The following is a 25,182-nucleotide window of genomic DNA, read 5'->3' as shown; positions in this document are numbered from 1 at the left end:
GCCATGAAAAAAATAAAATATTTTGCTTTTGCCCTGTCGGCTCTATTGTTGACAGGCTGTGACGATGAAGATGGTTTCTACAACGAGAAGTATGTCGATGTAGCCAACCTCGTTTCAATAAGTACGCAACCAAGTTATTCGGTTGGCGAGTACATATACGTTCAGGCGGACTTTTCGCGCTATCTCGAAGAACCCGGCCAAACCACCGACCTCGATATTTTCACGACGACGAGCGGCGCACCCGGATTCGTCTTCTCGTACATTATCGAGAAGGAAAATGGTGGCGTCTGGACGGCGGTCGAATCAACGACGAATACGCTCAACATCATAGACGGAACGGCCCAAACGGGAGGTTTCATCTTGGCGACCGCGGTTTACGACGCTACCGACGAGAGTTACGAATACAACATCGGATTTCAATTGGCGACGGCCGGGAATTACCGAATCAGTTTCGGCGTGAACAGCTCGTCCACGAATGAAATTGAATTGAGGTCGAAATCGCCCGCAAACAAGTTGTTCCTGAACCTTATCTCAGACACGACCCAGTTGAATGGCGGTTACTACACGTTTACGGTGAACTGATTACCAGTCGATTTCAGGTAATCCTTTCGATTTCAAGTACTCGTTGGCCTTGCTGAAGTGTTTGTTTCCGAACCATTTTCCTTGATTAGCGCTCATTGGCGACGGATGTCCTGACGTGAGAACGCAATGTTTCGATTTGTCGATATTCTTTCCTTTTTGTTGTGCGAAGGCGCCCCAAAGCAGGAACACGACGTTTTGCCTGTCGTCTGAAATATGCTGTATGACGGCATCGGTAAACGTTTCCCAACCTTGTTTTTGATGGCTTCCCGCCTCGCCTTGCCGGACGGTTAGCGTCGCGTTTAAAAGCAGTACGCCTTGGTTCGCCCAGCGTTCGAGATTTCCGGTTGCTGGGATCGGTTTACCCAAATCGTTTTTTATTTCGACGAAGATATTGCGCAGCGAAGGCCGAATAGGAATGCCGTCGGCGACTGAAAAACACAATCCGTTCGCCTGTCCGGGACCGTGATAAGGATCCTGGCCGATGATGACGACTTTCACTTCATCGAAAGGACAATGGTCAAATGCCGAAAATATTTGAGACTCGGGCGGATAGCATGTTTTTCCATTTTCAGCATCGAATTCGCGCGAAATGAATTCCCGGAGTTCCTTGAAATAAGGTTTTTCAAATTCCGATTGCAATTCTTTTTTCCAGCTTTCCTCGATCTTCATTTTTTTATTTCAAATATACAATCGGCCATGATTTTGCCGACCTATACAACCGCTAATTTTTGACTAAATTTGCACAAAGCCCTTTACAACTAAATGATCAGTATTACCGATAAAACCCTGCAGGATTTACAGTTTCCGACGATTTTGGAAACCATCGCCGAATCGTGCATCACCGACCTCGGAAAAGAAAAAGCCAACGCGATAAAGCCGCTAAGAAACGAAGAACAGTTGATGGCCGCGTTGTTGCAGACGTCCGAATACGTTTCCTCGTTCCAGAACAACAACGCCTTGCCAAACCACGGCTTTGAGTCGGTCGCCCACGAGATAAAATTCCTTGCGATCGAGGACAGTTTTCTGGATGCGGCGAGTTTCCGGAAGATTTCAGTGCTGTCTGAAACCGCGAACGTGCTCATCCAATTCCTTAGGAAATTCGACGATTACTATCCGAAGCTCAACCTGCGCGCCTCCGAAGTTACGTTCACCAAGGAAATCGTCACGAAAATCGATGCCATAGTCGACAAATATGGAGAAATAAAAGATACCGCATCGCCCGAACTCAGGGAAATTCGACAGCAGATGAACTTGGTTCGCGTGAAGGTCAACCAAAGTTTCGGCCAGTCGTTGAGCCAATACAACGGGCTCGGATATCTCGATGACATCAAGGAAAGCATAGTCGAGAATCGACGCGTGCTTGCGGTTTTGGCGATGTACCGACGCAAGGTCAAAGGATCGATCCTCGGAAGTTCAAAGACCGGAAGCATCACATATATCGAGCCTGAGGCGACTTTGAAATTCTCGCGTGAACTCGCCAATCTAGAATATGAGGAAAAGGAAGAAATCAACAAGATTTTGCGAAAACTTTCGAACGATGTCAGGCCGTTCAATGACGTTTTGATCCAATATCAGGATTTCCTGAGCGACGTCGATGTCGTGAGCGCGAAGGCGAAGTATGCCCAGCGTATCAACGGTTTGTTGCCGAATATTACGAAGGAGCGCCGTTTGTATTTCCGCGAAGCGTTCCACCCGATCCTGTATCTGACGAACAAACGCAAGCAGGAAAAAACATTTCCGCAGACTTTCGAACTCGACCAGGAAAGTCGCATTATCGTGATTTCTGGACCGAATGCGGGTGGAAAAACCATCTCGTTAAAAACCGTCGGATTGCTGCAATTGATGTTGCAAAGCGGGATGTTAATTCCCGTGCACGAACGCAGTGAAACGTTTTTGTTTGACAGGATTCTTACCGACATAGGAGATAATCAATCGATTGAAAATCATTTGAGTACGTACAGTTACCGATTAAAGAACATGAACTACTTCCTCAAGAAGTGTAACGACAAGACGTTGTTCCTGATCGACGAATTCGGGACGGGTTCGGATCCAGAACTGGGCGGCGCGCTTGCCGAGGTTTTCCTCGAGGAATTCTATCATCGCGAAGCCTTCGGAATCATTACGACACACTACTCCAATTTAAAAATGCTCGCGAACGAATTGCCGTATGCGACGAACGCGAACATGCTCTTCGACGAGAAATCGCTCGAACCGATGTACAAGCTCGTATTGGGTCAAGCCGGAAGTTCGTTCACGTTCGAGGTCGCACAGAAAAACGGAATCCCGTACGGATTGATCAATCGCGCCAAGAAGAAGATCGAAGGCGGTAAAGTGCGTTTCGACAAGACGATCGCGACCTTGCAAAAGGAACGCTCGAAACTCGAAAAAACATCGGCGAACCTCAAGGAAGAAGAAACCAAGGCTCGTGAGGAAAGTCGCAAGCTCGAAGATATCAATTCACGCGTGCGATCAAAGCTCGAAAGCTACCAGGAATTATACGACAGCAACCAAAAGACGATTTATCTCGGGCAAAAAGTCGAAGATATGGCCGACAAGTATTTCAGCAACAAGGACAAGAAATTGTTGATCGGCGAATTCCTAAAAATGGTTGAGATCGAAAATTCCAAACGCAAGAAAGTCGCGCCGAAGGAGAAAAAAGTCGAGGAACAAAAGAAAAAGGAAATTATCCAGGAAGTAAAAGTCGTCGTCGAGGAAATCCGACAGGAAAAGAAGGAAAAGAAGAAAAAGGAAGCCGCGGCTCCAAAACCGAAAGCCATCCTGAAAGTCGGCGATCGCGTGCGAATGCTTGACGGGAAAGCGGTCGGCAGCATCGACAACATCGAGAAAAACAAGGCGACCGTGAATTATGGTTTGTTCACGTCGAAGGTTAGTATTGATGAACTTGAACTTGTCGAGGCGAAGAGAAAGTAGTCGAAGGTTGGATAAAGAAAGCGGTTTAAAACAACCCTGACAGGGTCATGTTTAAAATTATGAATATCAATAACTTATAACGATTTTTAATACATATTGCATCCAAAGCCAACAATAAAAAACGACCTTTTCAAAAGGTCTCAAATTAAACTATAGACCGTTCACAACGCTGACTGATTCATTACGCCGTACGCTCGACTATCGACTTTGACTAAAATTTCGCCAACGTATCACGTTCTTAAGAACACAATCGCTAATTTTACCCATTCGGGAATTTTTCCACTTTTGACCTCTGACTTTCGAATAAATGACCGCCTCCGAACTCCCAAAAAACAAAAAAATCATCCTCTTCGACGGCGTCTGCAATCTTTGCAATTCGTTCGTGCAGTTCGTGATCAAGCGCGACAAGAACGATGTTTTCAGGTTCGTGCCGTTACAGTCGGAACTCGGCGAAAGTATTTTGAAACACATCGGCATTGATCCGAAGCAAATCGACAGCATTATCTTATATGAACCCGGCGTCGCGTATTATTACAAGTCGACGGCGGCGATCGAGATTGCGAAAGGCTTGGGCGGATTTTTTAGCCTGAGTACGATTTTCAAGATCATCCCGAATTTCCTGCGAAACCCGATTTACGATTACGTTGCCAAAAACCGCTACAAATGGTACGGCAGGAAAGAGAGCTGCATGATCCCGACACCTGAATTAAAGGCAAAATTTTTAGAATAAAAAAAGCCGGACGATATTGCCCGGCTTTATTTTTTGACGCTTTTTTATTGCTTCATTATTTTCTTGGTGACCGAAGCGTTGTCGCCGTTTACCGTCATCAGGTAAAGTCCTGACGACAGATCGGAAAAACTGACCTGCGCCTCTGAAACCGAGTCGAATTCCTGTTGTTTTACCGTTCTTCCGTTCAAATCGGCAATTGTCACCGAACGGATTGCGCCGACTGTCGAAACGTTTACGAAATCGTTCGTCGGATTCGGATAGACATCAAAGTCGGCAGCGGTAATCGGGTTTCTGACATTGAGCAAAGGTCCGTCGGTGGCCAAAGCCCTGAAATTCAAGTTGTCGAATTGATTTGTTGCGGCCACTGTGTTTGTCGTTTGCGTGCTGAACGAGACCGCGGTTGCCACGAAGTTGAGTGATCCGATGGCATCGTTCGCCGCAGCACCTGCGCGGGTTCCGAGTGTAATCGGCAAGGCCTCAAGTGACTTGAACTTGAGTTCACCCGTCGTGCGATTGTAGCTGAATCCAAATGTATACCAAGTGTTTTCGGCCAGGATGACAGCCGCGGGAGCAGTTTCGGTTCCGCCAAGCGTAAACGAGAAATTGCCTGTCGTCGTTCCGTTATTGTAATAGCCGAGCCCACGCAATTCACGTGTCGGCATCGCGATCATGATTCCCGCCAAAAATTTCGTAACGCCCGCGTCGTATAACGCGACCCGCATCGAGTTCGTACTCGTCGTTGCCGGCCCGGTAAAATAACTGAATTGTACCTGCGCGACCTCATTGCCGGTATCGCGCGTCGCCCAAATTCCGCTTACGTCCTTGAACATACGGCGCGTATTTGCGGCAGCCGCGTTCGAACCTGTGAGTTGGATCGTATTTCCGTACGTAGATCCGACGTTTACGACTTGAAAGTCAGTGACAGCTCCCGTTGGGACAGGAACGGTCGTCAGCCAGCCGCCTTGTCCTGGTGTCGTACCCGTTAGATCGGTTCCGACATTGCCGACGGTAAGCGATGTTCCGTCTTCAGTTAGCAATGTTTGTGCTCCGGCAATCGAAGAAACAAGGATTGCAGAGAAAATGAGTAGTTTTCTTTTCATAAATACTTTGTGTTAAGTTCTGTATTGCAGTAAAAATATGCAATTAAAACTTTAAAAAACAAAGTATTACTCAGAGTTATTCATAAAATTTAGAAAATCAATTTTCGATTTGCAGATCCGTATCTTTCTCCCATTTTCCGACGACCGACGTAGCCAGCGCGTTTCCGAGCACGTTCGTCGCGCTTCGGAACATATCGCAAAAGTGATCGATCGGCAGAATCAACGCGATGCCTTCGACGGGAATCTTGAACATGCCGCAGGTCGCCGCGACAACGACCAAGCTAGCGCGTGGCACGCCGGCGATTCCTTTACTCGTAAGCATCAGGACGAGCAACATCGTGAATTGGGTCGGGAGACTTAATTCGATATTGTAGAATTGTGCGATGAAGATACTCGCGAACGTCATGTACATCATGCTTCCGTCGAGATTGAATGAATAACCCAGCGGCAACATGAACGACACGACCTTGTCGCGGATTCCGAAACGTTCGAGTTCTTCAGTCAATTTAGGGAAAACGGCTTCGCTGCTTGTCGTACTGAACGCGATGATAAGCGGCCCGACGATTCGCTTGAGCAAAATTGACATCGCCTTTCCCAGAAACAAATAGCCGACCAAGAGCAAAATCACCCAAAGTGAACCGATTCCGACCAAAAACGAGCCGAAAAACCGCAAATACGTAATCGCCAGTTCGTCAACGTCGCGGATCGCAAAGACGCCTGCAATCGCGCCAAAAACGCCTATCGGTGCAAAATTCATCACGTAATTCACCATTTTCAAAACGATGTGCGACGCTTTATCCAAGGCGTTCACGACGGGTTTCGAATGGCTTCCGATTGACGCCGCGGCCAGTCCGAAAAAGATTGAAAACACCACAATCTGTAAGATTTCATTCGTCGCCATCGCTTCGAACACACTTTTAGGGACGATGTGCGTCACGAAATTCTCGGCCGAAAAATCTTCGGTCTTCGCCGTAACTTCTTTCGCTCCGGCCAGATCGAGGTCGTCTACTTTAAGCCCGACGCCGGGTTCAAGAATGTTCACGTAAAACATCCCGATGAGCAACGAAATGAACGAAGCGGTGAAAAACCAGCCCAACGCCTTTCCTCCTATTCGCCCGACGGTTTTTAAATCGCCGAGTTTCGCGATCCCGACAACCAATGTCGTGAATACCAAAGGCGCGATGATCATCTGCACCAATCGGATGAAAACGGTCGCGAGCAATTTGATGTAACCGCTGAATTCCTTGGCGCTTTCTTTCGGGTAATTCTCGTGGACGTATACGCCAAGCGCGATACCAAGGACCATCGCGATTAAAATTTGTCCCGTAAGGCTTTTGAAAAATGGTGTTTTTTTGGTTTGGTCAGTCATGCGTAAGTTGGCGAAAAGCCTATTTGTAGGTTTTGTTGATCAGGTAAAAATCGGCGAGCACGATGGCCGCCATGGCTTCGACGATAGGAACGGCGCGCGGAACGACACAAGGATCATGACGGCCTTTGCCTTGCATCGCGACGATATTGCCCTGGTTGTCGAGTGCGTCCTGTTTTTGGAGCAACGTCGCGACCGGCTTGAACGCGACCCGGAAATAAATATCCATTCCGTTTGAAATGCCGCCCTGGATTCCGCCCGACAGATTTGTCTTCGTCGTGCCGTCCTCGTTATATAAATCGTTGTGTTCGCTGCCTTTCATGCGTGCGCCGCAGAAACCGCTGCCGTATTCGAAACCTTTTACCGCGTTTATCGAGAGCATGGCTTTGCCTAGTTCGGCGTGCAATTTATCGAAAACAGGTTCGCCCAGTCCGAGCGGAACATTTTGGAGCACGCAGGTCACGGTTCCTCCGATCGAATCGCCTTCCTTGCGGATTTCGCGGATTCTCGCTTCCATTTTTTCAGCGGTCGCTTGGTCGGGACAGCGGACATCATTCGATTCGATCTTGGAAAAATCGAGCGCCTGATACGGTTTGTCGATGAAAATATCTCCGACCGACGACGTGAACGCGTTGATCTTAATGTCTTTCAAAATTTGTTTCGCGATCGCCCCGGCAACGACTCGGCACGCGGTTTCCCTTGCCGATGAACGTCCGCCGCCACGATAATCGCGGATTCCGTATTTCTTTTCGTAGACGTAATCGGCGTGGCTCGGACGATAACTGTCCTTGATATGCGAATAATCGTGGGATTTTTGGTCGGTGTTCGGAATGATGAAACCAATCGGAGTTCCCGTAGTCTTGCCTTCGAAAATCCCCGACAGGAATTGCACTTCATCAGCTTCCTTGCGCTGGGTCACGATTGCCGATTGTCCGGGTTTGCGTCGGCCCATTTCAAATTGGATCGCGTTCAGGTCGAGTTCGATTCCCGCAGGACAACCGTCGATCACGCCGCCCAAAGCGGTTCCGTGCGATTCTCCGAATGTGGTTAGTTTGAATAGGTTTCCGTATGAGTTTCCTGCCATTTTACAAAAATAGCATTATTAGCGAGAAACCAGCCAATACTCGCGCAAACTCAATTGTCGGAGACAACAGAAAAACGTTTATATTTGGATCAAATGCCGCGTAATGAGCACATTCATTCCTCTTTTGTTGTCGATACTTTTCGTGGGTTATCTCGCGTATTTGGGATTCGTGAAAAAACAGCTTAGGCAGAACGTCGCGGGTTTCGTCATGCCGGGCGTTTTCTTTCTGTGCGTCTGGGCGGTATTTTATTATTTGCTGATGCATTGATTTCTTAACTGTCGGAAAAGTTTCAATTAACATTGGCGAAGTTTATTTGCGAAACTTCAGTCCATGAAAAAGCGCAAAGTCGAACTCCTGGTATTATCGGACGTGCATCTCGGAACCTACGGATGCCACGCCAAAGAACTGCTCCACTATCTGAATTCGATAAAACCGAAGACGCTCGTGCTCAACGGCGACATCATCGATATCTGGCAGTTCCGAAAGTCCTATTTCCCGAAATCGCACCTAAAAGTGATAAGTAAGATCATCGACTTCGCCTCAAAAGGCACGAAGGTTTTTTACATCACAGGCAACCACGACGAGATGTTGCGCAAGTTCAGCGATACGAAGATGGGAAATTTCAGCATCCTCGATAAATTGGTGCTCGATCTCGACGGTTCCAAGGCGTGGATCTTTCACGGAGATGTGTTCGATGCGTCGGTGCAACACTCTAAATGGATCGCTAAATTGGGCGGAATCGGTTATGATTACTTGATCTTGGTAAACCGGTTCGTGAATTGGTGTTTGCATAAAATCGGGAAAGAACCGTACTCGTTTTCCAAGAAAATCAAGGGAAGCGTGAAAAAAGCCGTAAAATTCATCTCGGATTTCGAAAAGACAGCCACAGAACTCGCAATCGAAAAAGGTTACGATTATGTCGTCTGCGGACACATACACGAACCCAAGATTACCGACGTGGAAAACCGTCACGGCAAAACGACCTACCTGAATTCGGGCGACTGGATAGAAAACCTTACGGCCCTGGAATACAATAAGAAACGCTGGAAACTGTACCGTTACGCCGACAACAAACCCGAAGTCGACGAGGAACTTTTCGAAATGGAAAATATGCTCAGCCAAGCCGATTTGACGGGAATGTTGTTTTCACGGAAGCGACTCGCCCATCGTCAAAACTAATGTTAAAAATTTGGTAAGCGGCTTTTCACCGCGGTTATGTTGGGGTACATTTATATCAAATAACCCAAAATAACACAACATGAAGAAATTGATCTTTTGCGGCGCATTCCTTATTGCTGCTGCATTTTCAGCTCATTCACAGTCGATTCCCGACAATGCGATCGGAGTCCGATTGAGCGCCGGAGACGGAATCGGAGCCGACGTTTCCTACCAGAGACGCGTATTTACAAACAATAGGTTGGAATTCGACCTCGGAATCCGCGAACAGGATTGGTACGACACCGCCAAATTCGTAGCCGCTTTCCATTGGGTTTTCCCGATTGAGCAAGGTTTCGCATTCTATGCCGGACCGGGAATCGGAGCCGGACGTTGGGAATTCGACCGATACAACGATCCTGACAACGATTGGGATGACGACGGAACGTTCGGTCTGATCACCGGGGTTGCGGGAATCGAATACAAATTCGCGAAGATTCCATTGCAGCTTTCGTTCGACATCAGGCCTGAAGTCCACTTTGGCGACGACCGCGACGATTTCGATGACGATCATCACAACTTGGTTCCGGACGTTGGTTTAGCTGTCCGATATACATTCTAAAAAAAAGCCCGGCAAATTATCGTCGGGCTTTTTCTTTTTATTTTATTTCGATCGTTTTTTTCGAATTGATCTTCACGATCGCATACGGATACGTAATCGCCTGCGTGGTCATCGAATCTTCGTCGGGTTTGGTTTCCTTAACGGTGACCACGATCTTGTCAGCCGTTTCCTCGACCTTCTCGACATCTATGGAATAGCCGCCGGATCGCTTCTCGCCCATGTTCAGGATGATGAAGTTTGCCGAATTGATATCGTCTGGCTTGATTTTTCGCTTGAGGTTCTCGTCGCCCAAAAGCATCCTGAATTCGTCGGAAGTTGATACGACTTCATAGAAACGGATGTTTCCGCCCCCATCTGATTTACTCGTCAATACTTCGTATAAAGGTAACGTCCCGGCCGTTTTTTTGGTTGACGAACAGGCTGCGAGGAACAGGATCAAAAATGCGGTTGCGATTTTTCTCATACTTTTATTTGTAAGGCTTCTTCGTATAACGCTTCGTACAGCGGTAATATTTTCCTGATGTCGAATTGTTTGGCCACACCGAGTGCATTGTTGCGGAATTGTTGCAGCACCGAATCGTCTTTTAAGATCCGAATAGCGTTCGTTCCCATTTCCTCGACATTCCCGACATCACTGAGATACCCTGAAATTCCGTTGAAGTTGACTTCAGGTAAACCACCTGAATTCGTGGAGATTACAGGAATTCCCCAAACCATCGCTTCAAGTGCGGCAAGCCCGAAACTTTCGGTTTCCGACGGCAGCAAAAACAAGTCGGTGTAACTCAAAATCTGGTCGATCTCGTTGCTGTTCCCGAAGAAAATCACCTTATCTGAAATGCCTAATTTTTGACACAATTTCTCGGCCTTTTCGCGTTCGGGCCCGTCGCCGACCATCATCAGTCTCGATGGAATGTCCCGTTGGATGCGCTCGAAAATCTTTATGACATCGGGAATTCTCTTGATCTTCCTGAAGTTACTGATGTGCGTCACTATGCGCTCGTTTTCGCCCGCCATGACCGAACGGCGGCAACGAATGCTTGGGTCCGATGTGTTTTTGTCGAGTTCGATGAAGTTCGGTATTACGTGGATTTCCTTGCGGATATCGAAATGTCGGTACGTATCGTCTTTCAAACTTTGGGAAACCGAGGTCACGATATCCGATTTATTGATGCTGAACGCGACCGCGGGTTTGTAGAACGGATGGCTGCCCACGAGCGTGATGTCGGTTCCGTGCAATGTCGTCACGATCGGCACGTAAATGCCTTCGTCCTTGAGCATCTGTTTGGCCATGTAGGCGGCGTAAGCGTGCGGAATCGCGTAATGTACGTGAAGCAGTTCGATGCCGTACAGTTTCACCATATCGACGAGTTTGCTCGACAGCGCCAATTCATACGGCTGGTAATGGAACAACGGATATTCGGGAACATTTACCTCATGATAATGCACATTCGGGCTCAATTGCGCCAAACGCACGGGCTGGCTGTAGGTGATGAAGTGTATTTCGTGTCCGCGGCGTGCGAGTTCGAGGCCCAATTCGGTAGCGACGACACCACTTCCGCCAAATGTCGGATAACAAACTATAGCTATTTTCATTGTAGTCGTATTGTTTTGCGAAGGTACGAATAGCGGGTCAAACGGCGCATAAAAAACCGGCGGAATGGCCGGTTCGGGTACAGTTTTAATTTTGTTTGAAGCTTCCTTCGAAGGAACCTTGAACCGTAATGTCAGGAGATGGGCTTGTGCTATGTGAGTCGGTTATGAGATCAGTGAACACGATTTTGTAAATGTCATTGCCCAGCTCGGTGATCGAGACCGTTCCTGAAACGAATTGCACGCCGTAATCGCCCATGAGGTAATAGCCGTAATTGTCAAATTCATCGATGGTATAAATGCCCGTGGCGCTCGTTTGTCCTGCCGCATAGTGAATTGAAAACGAAATCGCGCTACCCGACCAAGAATCGTTCATCTTTCCGTTAGAAATGAAAAATACACGCGATTGGAATTCGTTATAGAATTTTGTAGTGACGTTATCGGCTGATCGGCCAATCTCAAAAGGAATGTTATTCACCGTTAGCGTCGACACACCGTTAACGGCGGAATTATCGTCGTCGCTGTTGCAGCTTACCAACATGGAAACCGCCAAAATGCAAAAGAATAGTTTTTTCATGATTTTGTGTTTTGTTTCAGACAATAATTTTCCCGGAAGGTCGCGTCAACAAGATTTAATTCCATTGGCCGTTCGCCGTCCTGTAATCGAACGGAATAATTTGGAAATTTCCCTTGACTTTTCCCGTGAGTCCATGGTTTTGGGACAACATCGTATTTTCCAGAAATGTGAGTTCGTATTGTCCATTTTCGAATGCTATTTGAATACCGCCTGAAATGGATTGCGCACTGTTTTTATAATCGTACACAAAGGCGTAAGGCGATTCCTGAGTTCCGAACGAATACGTTCCCACAAGCAATGCCTGGTTCATCGGTGTGACGACTTTGACATACATTCCGATAGGGCGCGAACAAGGCGCACTGTCGCATGGAATTTCTTGGGTAAGATAAAAATAATGCGTTTTCATTTCAGGGTCCGACAACGGAAACGCACTCGCGTCACTCATCAAAAGCCTGTCGAACGTGTATTTTTGTCCTGAGATTTTTAGTGTGGAATTGTTATCGCCTTCGTTGCCGTCGTCAGTCGAACAAGCGAACGTCACGCAAAACATCGTAAAAATCAAAACCTTTCTCATCAGGATAAATTTCCCGAAATATAGAAAAATTAGTTGTTGATGATCGCTTCCTGAATCACTTTTTGGATGTCTTCGCGAATGTTCTCCTTTGAAAGCGTGTTCACGGTCGAATCAGGGAACGTCCTGTTCGAAAGGAAAATATATACGATTTCAGTTTCGGGATCGGCCCAAGCCATCGTTCCCGTAAATCCGGTGTGGCCGAAACTCTTCATCGAAACGCAGTTGCACGTCGGCCCGGCCTGACCCGGAAGTTGCGGTTTGTCGAATCCGACGCCGCGGCGATTGCCTTCTTTTATGAACCATGCCGTGTTGAAATCGTCGAATGTCTTGTCTGAGAAAAATTGTTTGCCGCCGTAGTTTCCTTTCTGGAGATACATCTGCATGATCTTGGCGACGTCCATCGAATTCGAGAAAATTCCCGCGTGTCCGGCAACTCCGCCTTCCATCGCGGCTTCCATGTCGTGTACGTAACCCTGCACGATCTGGTAGCGGAAATACTTGTCGTCCTCGGTCGGTGGAATCATGCTCATGTCGAATTTGCGCAACGGATTATACATCGTATTGCTCATGCCGATCGGCCTGTAAAAATGCATGTTGCTCAAGCTGTCGAGCGTTTTCGCGGTCGATTTCTCAAGATATTCCTTCATGATGATGAACGCGAAATCGCTGTATTTGTACTCCTTTTTGGGAAGCAGCTTGCTCTTTGCGATTTCCTTCATGATCGTGTCGTGGTAATCGTTTCGGATGTACAGATTCTCGGCGACTTGTTTCGAGAACATCTGGTCGTACATCTTGCGGTAATATTTGTCGGCGGGATGCAACGTGCTGTCGAGCGTCGCCTTGTAGAACGGAATCCACGCCTGGAGCCTTGCGTAGTGTGAAAGCAATTCCTTGACGTTTATGTTCTTCTTGTCGGTGCGTTTGAAAACCGGCAACATTTGGCCCAGACGGCTATCGAAGGTTATCTTCTTCTGGTCGAATTGTTGCATCACGTTGGGCAACGTCGACACGATTTTAGTGAGCGAGGCGATGTCGTAAATATCGGTGTTCTTCACTTTCTGAATCTGCTCGTATGTATGGAATCCGAACGACTTCTGGTAAATTACCTTTCCTTTCCGCGCAACCAGAACCTGAATTCCAGGCGCCATTTTGCCGCTGATCGCCTTGTTCGCGAGCATGTCGATCTTGGTCAGGATTTGAGAGCTCATGCCGACATTTTCGGGAGCGGTGAAACCAAGACGATTTAGTTTTTTGGTCGACAATCCGTCGCCGACCTTAAAGTTCGAATTCAATGAAACCGGAAGTTTTCCTTTGGCTTCAACCGCGCCGAAAAGCAATTCGCCCGAAACGACCTGCGCGACATCGCTGTTTTGGTAGGAAACCACGAGCGCCTTGATGTTCGAATAATCGGTGATCGGCAAAAGCGAGTACGGTTTGGCGAAAATATCGAGGATGACTTTGTTGTGCTTACTGATCGAATCGAGTTTTGCGAGTTCTTCGGGCTTGAAATTGTGGTTTTTCCACGCGCCGTCGCTCTTATGATATCCGACGATAACGGTCGAATAGGGTTTCAGTTTTTCGAGAAGCAGATGGATACTGTCATCGGCTACTTCAGTTACCTCGGTGTATTTCTGGATTGTCGACACGAACGGCGAATTGCTGTCCTCGCCGAGTTTCACGTAAGCGATTTTCTCGTTTTCAAGATTTTGGATCGGAAGCGTTTCGTTGTCATTTTTCAACACCGTAACCGCATTCTCGTACAACGTGTACTGCAAGGCCGCGTTTTCGATCGTATTTACATCCCGGCTTAAATTGTCGAGGTTGATCGGCGTATACATGTCAAGCCCGACGCGGTATTTGTAGCGCAAAATCTTCTTGACCGATTGGGCCAGGCGTTGTTCTGAAATCAAACTGTCCTGATAAGCGACGCAAATCTTGTCGATCGCGAGCGGTACGTTCTCAGGGAAAAGCAACACGTCGTTCCCGGCCATGAATGCCTCAAGATCTATTTCTCCCGCCGATTTGAAATTGCTCGCGCCTTTCATGTTCAAGGCATCGGTAAAAATAAGTCCGTTGAAACCGAGTTCGTTCTGCAGCAGATTCGTCACGACATTATACGAGATCGACGACGGATAACCCTGTCGCGTCTCAAGCGCCGGAACGTTCAGGTGCGCGACCATGACCGAGGCCAGGCCTTCAGAAAACAATTTCTTATAGGGATAAAGTTCGACTTCGTCCAATCGCAGTTTCGAAAAATCCACGAGCGGCAACACATCGTGCGAATCGACGGCCGTGTCGCCATGGCCCGGAAAGTGTTTACCCGTCGCCAGGACGCCTTCGCGTTGGATGCCTTTCATAAGTGCGAGCGCGCGTTCGGTGACTTTGAGTTTGTCTTCGCCGAACGATCTGTTTCCGATGATCGGATTTTTTGGATTCGTATTGATGTCGAGAACGGGCGCGAAGTTGAAATGGATGCCCATTCGCTTGCTTTGCTTGCCGTATTCTTCCCCGACTTTTTCGATAAGGCTCAAATCCTGAATCGCGCCCAACGTCATATTCCATGGAAAACGCGCGACGGAATCGAGTCGCATCGCCAATCCCCATTCGGCGTCGATGCCTATGAACAAAGGAACTTTCGATTGGGATTGATAAAGGTTTGTGAGTTTTGCCTCGCGATACGGTCCGCCTTGAAGGAAAAGCAATCCGCCGATTTTGTTGTTTTTGACGAGTCGGCTGATCGAATTCACGTGGGCCGTATCCTTGTTCGAATATGCCGCGACCATGAACAATTGCCCGACGCGTTCGTCGAACGTCAAATTATTGTAGATACTGTCGACCCAAACATCTTCCTTTTGGCGATGCACGGGCTTTACGTGCCTGAACTGGGCAAGCGCGAATTGGGAAATAAGAAGCAGGGCAACGGTGAGTCGTCTCATCATGGTTTTTTAAAAGAAGCGGCTGTGCCAGCTTTCGGTTGCGGGCACTTCCCAAAAGTCGTTCCACTCTCCGAGCGTATTCACGAGATTGTTGAAAACGACCGTATTTCCGGTTACGGCTTTTTCCTTGGCCATTCGCTTGAAATCAATAAGGCTTTTGTGGGCGATGTGTTCACCGTTTCGGAACGTCACGTTCATTTTATCAAGCAGGTCGATCCCGTATTTTTGTTCGAGGTCTTGTATGAATCGCACCGAATCATCGATCGAACAACCCGTCGCGGCCTGCGTTTCCTGATTGACCGCGATGATGATGAAGCGATTGTACTTCAGTTGGTAAGAAGCTTCGAGCCCTGTGCCGTGAGCCGCCCATTTTTCCAGGAATGCTTCGAGCGATTGTTGGATTTCGGCTGTTTCTTCGTCCGATAATTTACGGTTGGATTGGTAGATCCAGATGCGTGATTCTTCGGGTAAGGTATCAAAGGGTACGTACATGTTTAGTTCTTAGTTTTGAGTAGTGAGTTTTGAGACTTTGCACCTTGCACTCTGTACTTTGCGCTTCACTACAAATCCTGTGCGTTGGCAATCAATTCGGCTATGTCCATAACCTTTACGTCGCCTTCGCGCTCTTTTACTTTAACGCCGTCGGTAAGCATCGTATTGCAGAACGGACAAGCGGCCGCGATGATTTGTGGTTCGGTCGACAACGCTTCTTCTGACCGTTCGACGTTTATTTCCTTGTTTCCGGGTTCGGCGTCCTTGAACATCTGGGCGCCACCGGCTCCACAACACAAACCGTTCGAGCGCGAGCGTTTCATTTCGACTAGTTCGGCATCGAGCTTTTGGATGAGATCACGCGGCGCTTCGTAAATATTGTTCGCCCGACCCAAATAACACGGATCGTGGAACGTGATTTTCTTTCCTTTGAACGTACCGCCTTCAATCGTAAGTCGGCCGTCGTCGAGTAAAGATTTGAGGAAACTCGTATGGTGTACGACTTCGTAGCTTCCGCCCAGTCCCGGATATTCGTTCTTGATCGTATTGAAACAATGCGGGCAAGCGGTCACGATTTTCTTGACTTCGTAGGCGTTGAGCAACTCGATGTTCATCATCGCCTGCATCTGGAACAGGAACTCATTCCCTGCCCTTTTCGCGGGATCGCCCGTGCAACCTTCCTCAGTTCCCAACACGGCAAACGAAACGCCGGCGCGGTTGAGCAACTTCACGAACGCCTTGGTGATTTTCTTGGCGCGGTCATCGAAACTACCCGAACAGCCGACCCAGAACAAGACTTCGGGTTGCTTTCCTTCGGCCATGAATTCGGCCATTGTTGGGACTTTTAAATCTTCAATCATAATTTTTAGATTTACAGATTTACAGATGTCAGATTTACAGAGTCAGAATCCATCTGACAATACGTAAATCTGCAATCTGTCAATCTATTCGTGGATTTACAGATATCAGATTTATAGAACCAGAATCCATCTGACAATCCGTAAATCTGTAATCTGTCAATCTATTCGTGGATTTGCAGATATCAGATTTACAGAGTCAGAATCCATCTGACAATACGTAAATCTGTAATCTGTCAATCTATTCGTGGATTTACAGACATCAGATTTACTGAACCAGAATCCATCTGACAATCTGTAAATCTGCAATCTGTCAATCTATTCGTGGATTTAAAGATATCAGATTTACTGAACCAGAATCCATCTGACAATCTGTAAATCTGCAATCTGTCAATCTATTCGTGGATTTAAAGATGTCAGATTTACAGAATCAGAATCCATCTGACAACCTGTTAATCTGCAATCTGTCAATCTATTCGTGGATTTGCAGACATCAGATTTACAGAATCAGAATCCATCTGACAATTTGTAAATCTGCAATCTGTCAATCTATTCGTGGATTTAAAGATATCAGATTTACAGAACCAAAATCCATCTGACAATCTGTAAATCTGCAATCTGTCAATCTATTCGTGGATTTGCAGATGTCAGATTTACAGAGCCAGAATCCATCTGACAATCTGTAAATCTGCAATCTGTCAATCTATTCGTGGATTTACAGATATCAGATTTACAGAGCCAGAATCCATCTGACAATCTGTAAATCTGCAATCTGTCAATCTATTTGTCAATCTATTCGTGATTTCCGTCATCGAACACCTGAATCGTCACTTCCTTATCAATCAAGTCGGTAAACTTCCCGCGGTAGCGCGTCGCTTTAACCAAATGATTGTCGATCCAGTGGTAGTTTCCGCCGCGTGGTTTCCCGAAAAGGATGCCGTGATATTTGAAACCGTGCTGTTTGAGCCATTGCTCGGTTACTTCGCGGTGTGCTTCGGTTCTCGAGGTAAAGAAAAAGATCACATGGCCTTCGTCGTACCATTTATTCAGTGTGACCAACGCATCGGGATATAATTCGGCCGTAAGCATGCGTTCCGGTTCCTCGTTGGGAATGTCGTCGCAGATCGTTCCGTCGATGTCGATCAGGTAATTCTTGATGTCGGCCGGCAACACAGGGCTGATGTGCTTTCCGTTCTCAGTTGCGGGCTGGAGGTTGTCCTCGATTTCTTCCGTTTTCATTTTTTTTTAATTGATAATTGACAAATGATAATTGACAATTAAAGGTTCTGTTTTAAGCTGGCGAATCATCGGTCGCCTTATCCTATTCTAATATGAATGTTTTTGTTTAAGTTCTGATTAATTGTCAACTGTCAATTGTCCATTATCCATTGTCAATTGTCCATTGTCAATTCTCATTCTTCCAATTCAACCGATCCTGCTGATTATACGGCCAAGGCGCAGCGTTGTTCTCCACGTTGCTCATCATCGCGTTCAATGACATCGGCGCGGCGCTTTGCTCCATCACAAGGAATCTCCTCATATCCATGATGATCGAGAGCGGGCTGATATTCACAGGACATTCCTCGACGCACGCATTACACGTCGTGCACGCCCACAATTCCTCGGGCGTGATGTAATCGTTGAGCAATGTTTTATTGTCGGGCACGAAAGTACCTTTATTCGCGTCTATGTTTTTTCCGACTTCTTCCAATCGGTCGCGCGTGTCCATCATGATCTTGCGCGGTGACAATTTCTTGCCCGTGATGTTTGCGGGACAGGCCGACGTACAGCGTCCGCATTCGGTACACGTATATGCGTTGAGCAATTGTACCCAGTTCAGATCCTGCACGTCCTGGGCGCCGAATTTTTGCGGCACGGCGTCGGGATTCGCAGGCGCCGCGAAAGGATCGGCGGTCGGATCCATCATCAACTTCACTTCGGCCGTAACCGAATCGAGGTTGTCGAATTTCCCCTTCGGATTCAAATCGGCGTAATACGTATTCGGGAACGCCAGCAAGATGTGCAGGTGTTTCGAGAAATATAGATAATTCAGGAAAATCAATATCCCGACGATATGCAACCACCAGAACGCTCTTTCGAATACCCAAAGGTTTCCGCTCGAAATCCCTTCGAACATCGGCGACAAAAAACTACTGATTGGAAACGCGCCATGTCCGAGTTCATAATCGCCGAAACTGCGCAATTGCAACTGATAGTCGGCGGCGTTCATCAATAGGAAAAGCGACATCAGCACGACCTCGAAATATAAAATGTAATTCGCATCGCTTTTCGGCCAGCCTTTCAGGTCGGAATGGATGAAACGTTTAAGTTTGATGATGTTACGCCTGACGAGAAATGCAATCACGGCAACCAAAACCAACAACGCCAAAATCTCGAACGAACCGATCAGGAAACTATAGAATCCGCCCATGAATGAAAGGATCCTGTGTGTTCCGAACAAGCCGTCGATGACGATCTCGAGCACTTCGATGTTGATGATGATAAAGCCCGCGTATACGATAATGTGCAGAAAACCCGAAACCGGTCGGCGTACCATTTTCTTTTGTCCGAGCGCGATCATGGCCATATTCGTCCAGCGCGCCGCGGGATTGTCGGAGCGATCCACGTCTTGCCCGAGTTTGATATTGCGCATGATCTTGCGGATGCTTACGGTAAAGAATCCGACGCCCAATGCCAAAACGATGGCAAAGAATATGTTGTCAAGGTAACTCATGAAAGGCTATTGCTTTGGAATCGTATCTTTTGGCGCGACATACGGCTTGTTCTTTTTGCCGAAAAGCGAAACGTTTACATAACGCGTCGGATTGAGTCGGACGTCCTGCAACAAAAGTTCAAGTTCGCGCGATGTTTTGGCAAGATTGTCATACAGCGCGTCGTCCTTGACGAGTTTGCCCATGGTTCCTTGTCCCGAATCTATCGTCGCCATCAAATTGTCGACTTTTTTCAGCGTCGCTTTTAGGCTTTCGACGGCTTTGTCGAGCTCGGCTTTTTCAAGATCGGTCGAAATCTTGTTGAAATCTGACGATACTTTCTCGAAGTTCGTCACGACATTATCGATCTTCCCTTTATTATTGTCGAGTATCGAATTCAAAGAACCCGACGCCTTGTGGAATTGCTGCATGGTTCCGTTGAGTTCTGCGATCGTATTCTTCAAGTTTGCCTGGCTCGTCTTGTCGAGGATGTTGTTCACGCTCGTGATCGTCGTGGTCAATTCGAGCAACACGCGATCAAGTTTTTCCTGCAATGGCGCGAGTTTATCGCCTACCAAGGCCGTCAGTCCCGGAACGTTTTGTCCGCGAAGGGTGTCGCCCGATTCGGCAAGTTGCTTGTCGGCGAGGTTCGGAACGATCTGGATCTGTTTACCGCCGATGAGTCCGGGCTCGTAAATATTGGCCGTACTCGACTTTGAAATCGGAAAATCCTTGTTCGTGATCTCGATTTCAACAAGCAGTTTCGCAGTCGTGTTATTGAGTGTTATCTTCTTGATTTTGCCTACGACGAGACCGTTGATCGTAACCGGAGCCGCGACAACGAGTCCTTCAACGTTATCATATTCTATGTAAAAAGTCTTGTCGGTGGTAAGGATATCACTGCCTTTAAGAAAGCTGTATCCCCAAATGAACAATAAAATCGAAGCTATGACCAGGATGGCCGTTTTAATTTCCCTTGTAATTTTCAAAGCGCTGTTGTTTTAAACAAAGTTAAGACAATTATATTAAAAAGCCCGCGCTTATTTCTTGTTCAATGCTTCGTCCAGACTGATGCGTTGGCCATTGCGAAACGCCACGACATAAGCCGATGGAAATCCTTTTGCCTTCGCCTCGGACAAACTTTGGCGCGCCTGGCTGTAATCAGATGTTTCGCCGTAGAAATACTTGAAAAGTTTTCCGTCCGATGAAACCGAAACGCCGCTCAAGCCTTTAAAATTGCTTGGTTTCGTCTCAAGCCTATTGCCGCTGGCCGATATTTGGACCTTAAATACGACACCGGCCGAAGATGATGACGACGCTACCGGAGCAGCCGTTTCCACGGGATTCGAAATCGGGATCGTGCGCGCGGGAGTCGAATCGGGCGTCGGAGTTTCGACGATGCGTTGTGACGGACGTTCGTCGGCAAGATCATTGCCCGCGCCTCCGCTGCCGAAGTATTCTTTTTTGTATCCGATGATGGCGTTCGCGATCGCACGTGCGATTTCGTCCTGTCCGTCTTCGGAATCAAGGAACGACCCGTCCTTAGAATTTGAAATAAATCCCATTTCTATAAGGACGCGCGGCATGTACGCCTTGTGCAATACCATATATGGCGCCTGTTTCACGCCCCGGCTTTTCTTCCCGAGCGATTTCACGAACAAATCCTGGATCTTGCTCGCAAGTGAAATAGAGTTGTCGAGGAATTCTTCCTGCATGAGTTCCACGCCTATCATGGTTTCCGGGTTGTGCGGATCGTAGCCTTCGTATTTTTGTTTGTAGTCTTTCTCGAGTGTGATCACCGAGTTCTCGCGTTTCGCCGCTTCAAGGTTGGAGGCGTTCTTGGTCATACCCATTACGTAGGTTTCGGTTCCCTCGGCCGCGCTGTTCTTGTTGGCGTTGCAGTGGATCGAAACGAAAATGTGCGAATCGGCGCGGTTGGCGATGTTGGCGCGCTCCACGAGTTCGATGAAAACATCGGATTTACGCGTGTACATGACCTCAAAACTAGGCGTTCCCTCAAGAATGCGCCCGACTTTCTGCACGACGGCAAGTGAAATGTTTTTCTCGATGTGCCCGTTGTAGACCGCGCCGAAATCCTTGCCTCCGTGACCTGCGTCGAGCGTGACTTTGAATTTCGGGTTCTGTGAGAAAGCTCCTATCGAAAATGTTAGGAAAACGAGTAGAAACGACGCTTTAAGCTTGTCGGAAATTCCCATAAATATAAAAGTTAATTTTAATGAAAACCGAGAGGCTAAACTCATTATTTGATTATTTTTGACCGAAAATTATACGTAAGTTTGGCGCTTAATTCCATAGTCATATTTTTACAAAATTAGCATTAATAGCGTTGCGGACAAACTTATTCCATATCGTTTTATCAGCAATCTTGCTAACAGTCGGAGCCTCAAAATCCTACTCACAAGAAACCAAAACCGATACTACCAAAACGAGCGTGTCAACTCGTATTGACTCTACGTTAGTAAACGCGGCCGACAGCACAAAAATTGCTCCAGTTCCACTCAACGATTCCCTAAAACAGAAAAAACCGATGCTTTTGAGCCAGGTTCGCCGTAAATCCAAGGATTACGAGCGCATCGACCAGAAGAACAAGAAGCTTACCTTATATAATGAGGCCGAACTTTATTACGAAGACATCGAACTCAAATCGGGAATTATCGTAATGGATTACGAAAAGAGTGAAATCTACGCGGGTCGCATTAAAGATTCGGCCGGAGTCTTGTCGCAACGACCGATGTTCAAGCAAGGTTCGAACGTCGTGGAACCCGATTCCATCCGATTCAACACCAAAACCAAGAAGGCGCTCATCTGGAATTCCCGAACCGAACAGAGCGAATTCCGAATAAAGGCCGACATCGTAAAGCGCGAGAACGATTCGGTTTATTACATGAAGAAGGCGCGATTCACGACATCGAAAGACATTGACGATCCCGAATACTATTTCGTGACCTCGAAGGCGAAGTTCGTTCCGGGTGAAAAAGTCGTGGTCGGTGGAACCAATATGGTAATTGCCGATGTTCCGACGCCGATCTATTTGCCGTTCGCGTTTTTCCCGATGACCGACGAAGCCCAATCGGGAATTTTGTTGCCGTCGTACGGAGAGAATAACACGCGCGGTTTCTTCCTCCAGAACCTGGGTTATTATTTTGCGCTGAGTGATAATTACGATCTCGCCGTCATGGGCGATTACTACACCAACGGAAGTTACGCGATGCGTTTCGAGTCGCGGTATGCGTGGCGTTACAACTTCAGCGGAAACATAAACGTGCGTTTCGAGAACCTGATCGCGGGCGAACGCGGATATCCCGATTACGCGAAAACGAAGATATACAACATCCAATGGTCGCATACGCAAGATCCGAAATCGAATGTGAATTCGCGCTTCTCGGCGTCGGTAAACCTTGGTAGTAGCCGCTATTTCCAGCAATCGATCAATCAGATCAACGTCGGATCGACACTTAACAACACGCTGAGCTCGTCGATTTCCTATTCGAGGACGTTCAACACGGTTCCGCAGGTCAATCTTTCCCTGACGGCGTCGCATCAGCAGAACACACAGACGCAGGCGATCAACATGACGTTGCCGACGCTTCAGGTGAACGTAGATCGTATTTTCCCGTTCGCTCCCGCCGACGGCCCGAAGAAAGGGTTCATCAAAAATTTGAACCTACAATATACGTTGCGAGGTGAAAACAGGATCGCGACGACCGATTCGTTGTTTTTCAAACCCGAGATGTTCCGCGACGCAAAAGTCGGGTTCCAACATTCGATTCCGATTTCGACGAACTTCAAGCTCTTCAAATATTTCAGTGCTTCAACCAGTGCGAACTACAATGAGGTTTGGTACTTGAAAACCATCCGAAAAGAATATGATCCCGTGAATATCCGCGACACGACGATCAACGTCAACGGTTTCGACCGATTTGGGACGTACAATTTCGGTGCGAGTCTGGGGACGACGATCTACGGTACGTTCAACTTCGGTGAAGACAAGAAAATCCAGGCCATCCGTCACGTGATGCGCCCGAACGTGTCGTATAGCTATACGCCGAGTTTCGAACAATATTACGACACGTACGTTACCCAGGTTACGGCCGAGACGATCGTCAGGGAATACACGAGATTCGAAGACGGAATTTTCGGGGCGCCGGGCAAGAACTATTCGAACAGTATCGGTTTCAGCTTGAGTAATACCTTCGAAGCCAAAGTGCGCGAGCGCGATTCGACAAAAACGGAACCCCGAAAGGTAATGTTGCTCAACAACTTCAATTTCTCTACAGGTTACAATCTTGCCGCCGACTCGCTGAAATGGTCGCCTTTGCGCATCACTGGAGGAACGACGTTGTTCAAGGATAAGATGAACGTGAACTTCGGAGCCTCATTGAACCCGTATGCACTCGACAATGCGGGCCGAACGATCGACATGTACAACATTGAAAACGGCGGAAGTCTTTTCAGGTTGACAGCCGCTAACCTTACGATCGGGTACTCACTCGCAAGCACCGATGGAGACGAAGCCGCCAAAAAGAAAAGTCCCGGTTCCCAAGGCGTGCGAAATGGAGGACGCGATGATGATTTGTTCGGTGTCAACACTGACCAAAGCGACCCGCGACAGGACGACGATGAAGACGAAGAGGAAGAAGCGATTACCGAATTCTTCAAACTCAACATTCCGTGGGACATGACGCTCGCCTATTCGCTCACCTATTCGAACACGCGACGCGAAAGTGACGTAACGGGAAACTCGATAATGGTCTCCGGAAATACCGACATAACACCGCGTTGGAAAGTCGGGGTTTCTACGGGTTATGATTTCGTGCAGAAAGGATTCACGTTCACGCAACTGCGTTTCGAGCGCGATTTGTTGAGCTGGAGAATGAATTTGAGCTGGGTTCCGTTCGGGACGAATACGTACTGGAGTTTCTTCATCGGAATCAAATCGAGCATCTTGCAGGATGTTAAGTACGACAAACGCAGCGTTCCGGATAGGACGATTGGGAATTGATTTTTGTTGATTCGTAAATTGTTGATTTGAAGAGAGATTTGACTTCGTCTGAGTGTTTTCGTTTTTTTGGATGCCGCTTCATCAATTTAATTTCGAGTATTAAAATTACAGTCCGATACCGCAAAATTTTAGGGATTTTACGTCAAATTTGAATTGCGTGGAAAAAAGTGCTTTCCGCGAAGCAACTCAACTCAAATAAACAAATCAACAAATCAACGAATCAACGCATACGACATGAAAACAATCATCAATACCAAAAACGCCCCCTCTCCAATCGGTCCATATAGCCAGGCAGTTCAATTCGGCGATACGCTGTACACGTCGGGACAAATCGCGATAAATCCGGAAACCGGAGAACTCGTGTTGGGCGATGTCGAAGCCGAAACGAAGCAAGTCATGGAAAATCTCAAGGCCGTACTCGAGGCCGCCGACATGACGTTTGAAGATGTAATCAAGACCTCAATTTTCATCATGGATATGAACGACTTCGCGAAGATCAACGCCGTTTATGGAAGTTATCTGAATGAGGAAACCGCTCCTGCGAGGGAAACGGTTCAGGTTGCGGGTTTGCCGAAGGGCGTGACCGTTGAGATTTCTATGATAGCGAGGAAGTAATTTAAGAAGATAGTGCCTGAGTGCCAGGTGCCTTAGTGCCTGAGTTTCGTGTGCGTAAATTGAACAATCCGATTTCAAATACTCGAATGTCGCAAAGCGGTGTACCCGCCCGAATATTCCGGATGAATCCAGAAAAACAAAACTGAAAAAAAAAGTATAAAAAAAGTCGGTCCAATCAGAACCGACTTTTTTCATTTTGTAATTTCACTCAGGCACTCAGGCACTCAGGCACTCAG

The 25,182-nt window shown here is 47.4% G+C and carries 23 protein-coding genes; 8 read left to right on the top strand and 15 right to left on the bottom strand.

The window, feature by feature from the left end; all coding sequences use genetic code 11:
• Positions 1–3 precede the first annotated feature (3 nt).
• Positions 4–582 (top strand): hypothetical protein, encoded by a 579-nt coding sequence (locus EOO50_RS06085; RefSeq protein ID WP_290838643.1) that lies wholly within the window; start codon positions 4–6, stop codon positions 580–582.
• Here EOO50_RS06085 and ung read toward each other — a convergent pair whose 3' ends face one another.
• Positions 583–1,251 (bottom strand): uracil-DNA glycosylase, encoded by a 669-nt coding sequence (ung, locus tag EOO50_RS06080; RefSeq protein WP_290838642.1) that lies wholly within the window; start codon positions 1,249–1,251, stop codon positions 583–585.
• A gap of 93 nt (positions 1,252–1,344) precedes the next feature.
• Between ung and EOO50_RS06075 the strand changes: the two genes are divergently transcribed.
• Both EOO50_RS06075 and EOO50_RS06070 read left to right on the top strand, forming a co-directional pair.
• Positions 1,345–3,513 (top strand): DNA mismatch repair protein MutS, encoded by a 2,169-nt coding sequence (locus EOO50_RS06075; RefSeq protein ID WP_290838641.1) that lies wholly within the window; start codon positions 1,345–1,347, stop codon positions 3,511–3,513.
• A gap of 307 nt (positions 3,514–3,820) precedes the next feature.
• Positions 3,821–4,243: a thiol-disulfide oxidoreductase DCC family protein gene (locus EOO50_RS06070; protein ID WP_290838640.1), complete on the top strand. Its 423-nt coding sequence runs from the start codon at positions 3,821–3,823 to the stop codon at positions 4,241–4,243.
• A 44-nt stretch (positions 4,244–4,287) separates the two neighbouring features.
• Here the strand turns inward: EOO50_RS06070 and EOO50_RS06065 are convergent, their stop codons facing one another.
• The 3 genes from EOO50_RS06065 to aroC all read right to left on the bottom strand — a co-directional run bounded on the left by EOO50_RS06065 (position 4,288) and on the right by aroC (position 7,793).
• Positions 4,288–5,343: a T9SS type A sorting domain-containing protein gene (locus tag EOO50_RS06065; protein WP_290838639.1), complete on the bottom strand. Its 1,056-nt coding sequence runs from the start codon at positions 5,341–5,343 to the stop codon at positions 4,288–4,290.
• Between the two features lie 97 nt (positions 5,344–5,440).
• Positions 5,441–6,712 (bottom strand): cation:dicarboxylase symporter family transporter, encoded by a 1,272-nt coding sequence (locus EOO50_RS06060; RefSeq protein WP_290838638.1) that lies wholly within the window; start codon positions 6,710–6,712, stop codon positions 5,441–5,443.
• Positions 6,713–6,731: 19 nt separating this feature from the next.
• Positions 6,732–7,793 (bottom strand): chorismate synthase, encoded by a 1,062-nt coding sequence (aroC, locus tag EOO50_RS06055; protein WP_290838637.1) that lies wholly within the window; start codon positions 7,791–7,793, stop codon positions 6,732–6,734.
• A 103-nt stretch (positions 7,794–7,896) separates the two neighbouring features.
• Between aroC and EOO50_RS06050 the strand changes: the two genes are divergently transcribed.
• The 3 genes from EOO50_RS06050 to EOO50_RS06040 all read left to right on the top strand — a co-directional run bounded on the left by EOO50_RS06050 (position 7,897) and on the right by EOO50_RS06040 (position 9,571).
• The gene (locus EOO50_RS06050; RefSeq protein ID WP_290838636.1) at positions 7,897–8,061 is read left to right on the top strand and encodes a hypothetical protein; all 165 of its coding nucleotides are present in this window, start codon (positions 7,897–7,899) and stop codon (positions 8,059–8,061) included.
• Positions 8,062–8,124: 63 nt separating this feature from the next.
• Complete coding sequence (locus tag EOO50_RS06045) at positions 8,125–8,973, top strand: UDP-2,3-diacylglucosamine diphosphatase (protein WP_290838635.1); 849 nt, start codon at positions 8,125–8,127, stop codon at positions 8,971–8,973.
• A gap of 79 nt (positions 8,974–9,052) precedes the next feature.
• Positions 9,053–9,571: a hypothetical protein gene (locus EOO50_RS06040; RefSeq protein WP_290838634.1), complete on the top strand. Its 519-nt coding sequence runs from the start codon at positions 9,053–9,055 to the stop codon at positions 9,569–9,571.
• A gap of 37 nt (positions 9,572–9,608) precedes the next feature.
• On the opposite strand, the gene EOO50_RS06035 is transcribed toward EOO50_RS06040, so the two are convergent.
• The 11 genes from EOO50_RS06035 to EOO50_RS05985 form a co-directional block, all read right to left on the bottom strand.
• Positions 9,609–10,034 carry a protease complex subunit PrcB family protein gene (locus EOO50_RS06035; protein WP_290838633.1) on the bottom strand — a complete coding sequence of 142 codons (426 nt, stop codon included), beginning with the start codon at positions 10,032–10,034 and terminating at the stop codon, positions 9,609–9,611.
• Positions 10,031–11,164 carry an N-acetyl-alpha-D-glucosaminyl L-malate synthase BshA gene (gene bshA, locus EOO50_RS06030; RefSeq protein WP_290838632.1) on the bottom strand — a complete coding sequence of 378 codons (1,134 nt, stop codon included), beginning with the start codon at positions 11,162–11,164 and terminating at the stop codon, positions 10,031–10,033. The genes EOO50_RS06035 and bshA overlap by 4 nt, the downstream gene beginning before the upstream one ends.
• Before the next feature lie 85 nt (positions 11,165–11,249).
• Positions 11,250–11,738, bottom strand: coding sequence for a hypothetical protein (locus tag EOO50_RS06025; RefSeq protein WP_290838631.1), 489 nt, complete (start codon positions 11,736–11,738; stop codon positions 11,250–11,252).
• 55 nt (positions 11,739–11,793) lie between these two features.
• On the bottom strand, positions 11,794–12,312 hold the full coding sequence (locus EOO50_RS06020; RefSeq protein ID WP_290838630.1) for a hypothetical protein: 519 nt from the start codon (positions 12,310–12,312) through the stop codon (positions 11,794–11,796).
• 29 nt (positions 12,313–12,341) lie between these two features.
• Complete coding sequence (locus tag EOO50_RS06015) at positions 12,342–15,248, bottom strand: glycoside hydrolase family 3 N-terminal domain-containing protein (RefSeq protein ID WP_290838730.1); 2,907 nt, start codon at positions 15,246–15,248, stop codon at positions 12,342–12,344.
• A 9-nt stretch (positions 15,249–15,257) separates the two neighbouring features.
• Positions 15,258–15,740, bottom strand: coding sequence for an ABC transporter ATPase (locus tag EOO50_RS06010; RefSeq protein ID WP_290838628.1), 483 nt, complete (start codon positions 15,738–15,740; stop codon positions 15,258–15,260).
• 68 nt (positions 15,741–15,808) lie between these two features.
• The gene (locus EOO50_RS06005) at positions 15,809–16,600 is read right to left on the bottom strand and encodes a (Fe-S)-binding protein (protein WP_290838627.1); all 792 of its coding nucleotides are present in this window, start codon (positions 16,598–16,600) and stop codon (positions 15,809–15,811) included.
• A 789-nt stretch (positions 16,601–17,389) separates the two neighbouring features.
• Positions 17,390–17,836 (bottom strand): phosphoheptose isomerase, encoded by a 447-nt coding sequence (locus EOO50_RS06000; protein WP_290838626.1) that lies wholly within the window; start codon positions 17,834–17,836, stop codon positions 17,390–17,392.
• Positions 17,837–18,002: 166 nt separating this feature from the next.
• Positions 18,003–19,331 (bottom strand): (Fe-S)-binding protein, encoded by a 1,329-nt coding sequence (locus EOO50_RS05995; protein ID WP_290838625.1) that lies wholly within the window; start codon positions 19,329–19,331, stop codon positions 18,003–18,005.
• Between the two features lie 6 nt (positions 19,332–19,337).
• Positions 19,338–20,297, bottom strand: coding sequence for an MlaD family protein (locus EOO50_RS05990; protein ID WP_290838624.1), 960 nt, complete (start codon positions 20,295–20,297; stop codon positions 19,338–19,340).
• A gap of 51 nt (positions 20,298–20,348) precedes the next feature.
• Complete coding sequence (locus EOO50_RS05985; protein WP_290838623.1) at positions 20,349–21,524, bottom strand: N-acetylmuramoyl-L-alanine amidase; 1,176 nt, start codon at positions 21,522–21,524, stop codon at positions 20,349–20,351.
• A 131-nt stretch (positions 21,525–21,655) separates the two neighbouring features.
• Here EOO50_RS05985 and EOO50_RS05980 point away from each other — a divergent pair, with 131 nt between their 5' ends.
• Positions 21,656–24,331, top strand: a complete 2,676-nt coding sequence (locus EOO50_RS05980; protein WP_290838622.1) for a putative LPS assembly protein LptD — start codon at positions 21,656–21,658, stop codon at positions 24,329–24,331.
• A 234-nt stretch (positions 24,332–24,565) separates the two neighbouring features.
• Positions 24,566–24,946 carry a RidA family protein gene (locus tag EOO50_RS05975; RefSeq protein ID WP_290838620.1) on the top strand — a complete coding sequence of 127 codons (381 nt, stop codon included), beginning with the start codon at positions 24,566–24,568 and terminating at the stop codon, positions 24,944–24,946.
• Positions 24,947–25,182: the final 236 nt, after the last annotated feature.

Origin of the sequence: Flavobacterium sp., assembly GCF_004211145.1 — a bacterium.
In the GTDB taxonomy this organism is placed as follows: Bacteria; Bacteroidota; Bacteroidia; order Flavobacteriales; family Flavobacteriaceae; genus Flavobacterium.
This window is presented reverse-complemented; position numbering and strand designations above follow the sequence as displayed.

What these genes read in the sequence shown, in the direction of transcription:
- EOO50_RS06025 (WP_290838631.1), bottom strand. Translation starts at nt 11,738, where the DNA reads ATGAAAAAACTATTCTTTTGCATTTTGGCGGTTTCCATGTTGGTAAGC.
- EOO50_RS05975 (WP_290838620.1), top strand. Translation starts at nt 24,566, where the DNA reads ATGAAAACAATCATCAATACCAAAAACGCCCCCTCTCCAATCGGTCCA.
- EOO50_RS06060 (WP_290838638.1), bottom strand. Translation starts at nt 6,712, where the DNA reads ATGACTGACCAAACCAAAAAAACACCATTTTTCAAAAGCCTTACGGGA.
- EOO50_RS06065 (WP_290838639.1), bottom strand. Translation starts at nt 5,343, where the DNA reads ATGAAAAGAAAACTACTCATTTTCTCTGCAATCCTTGTTTCTTCGATT.
- EOO50_RS05995 (WP_290838625.1), bottom strand. Translation starts at nt 19,331, where the DNA reads ATGAGTTACCTTGACAACATATTCTTTGCCATCGTTTTGGCATTGGGC.
- EOO50_RS06050 (WP_290838636.1), top strand. Translation starts at nt 7,897, where the DNA reads ATGAGCACATTCATTCCTCTTTTGTTGTCGATACTTTTCGTGGGTTAT.
- EOO50_RS06040 (WP_290838634.1), top strand. Translation starts at nt 9,053, where the DNA reads ATGAAGAAATTGATCTTTTGCGGCGCATTCCTTATTGCTGCTGCATTT.
- EOO50_RS06020 (WP_290838630.1), bottom strand. Translation starts at nt 12,312, where the DNA reads ATGAGAAAGGTTTTGATTTTTACGATGTTTTGCGTGACGTTCGCTTGT.
- EOO50_RS06015 (WP_290838730.1), bottom strand. Translation starts at nt 15,248, where the DNA reads ATGAGACGACTCACCGTTGCCCTGCTTCTTATTTCCCAATTCGCGCTT.
- EOO50_RS05985 (WP_290838623.1), bottom strand. Translation starts at nt 21,524, where the DNA reads ATGGGAATTTCCGACAAGCTTAAAGCGTCGTTTCTACTCGTTTTCCTA.
- ung (WP_290838642.1), bottom strand. Translation starts at nt 1,251, where the DNA reads ATGAAGATCGAGGAAAGCTGGAAAAAAGAATTGCAATCGGAATTTGAA.
- EOO50_RS06075 (WP_290838641.1), top strand. Translation starts at nt 1,345, where the DNA reads ATGATCAGTATTACCGATAAAACCCTGCAGGATTTACAGTTTCCGACG.
- EOO50_RS06085 (WP_290838643.1), top strand. Translation starts at nt 4, where the DNA reads ATGAAAAAAATAAAATATTTTGCTTTTGCCCTGTCGGCTCTATTGTTG.
- EOO50_RS06010 (WP_290838628.1), bottom strand. Translation starts at nt 15,740, where the DNA reads ATGTACGTACCCTTTGATACCTTACCCGAAGAATCACGCATCTGGATC.
- EOO50_RS06005 (WP_290838627.1), bottom strand. Translation starts at nt 16,600, where the DNA reads ATGATTGAAGATTTAAAAGTCCCAACAATGGCCGAATTCATGGCCGAA.
- bshA (WP_290838632.1), bottom strand. Translation starts at nt 11,164, where the DNA reads ATGAAAATAGCTATAGTTTGTTATCCGACATTTGGCGGAAGTGGTGTC.
- aroC (WP_290838637.1), bottom strand. Translation starts at nt 7,793, where the DNA reads ATGGCAGGAAACTCATACGGAAACCTATTCAAACTAACCACATTCGGA.
- EOO50_RS06000 (WP_290838626.1), bottom strand. Translation starts at nt 17,836, where the DNA reads ATGAAAACGGAAGAAATCGAGGACAACCTCCAGCCCGCAACTGAGAAC.
- EOO50_RS06035 (WP_290838633.1), bottom strand. Translation starts at nt 10,034, where the DNA reads ATGAGAAAAATCGCAACCGCATTTTTGATCCTGTTCCTCGCAGCCTGT.
- EOO50_RS06045 (WP_290838635.1), top strand. Translation starts at nt 8,125, where the DNA reads ATGAAAAAGCGCAAAGTCGAACTCCTGGTATTATCGGACGTGCATCTC.
- EOO50_RS06070 (WP_290838640.1), top strand. Translation starts at nt 3,821, where the DNA reads ATGACCGCCTCCGAACTCCCAAAAAACAAAAAAATCATCCTCTTCGAC.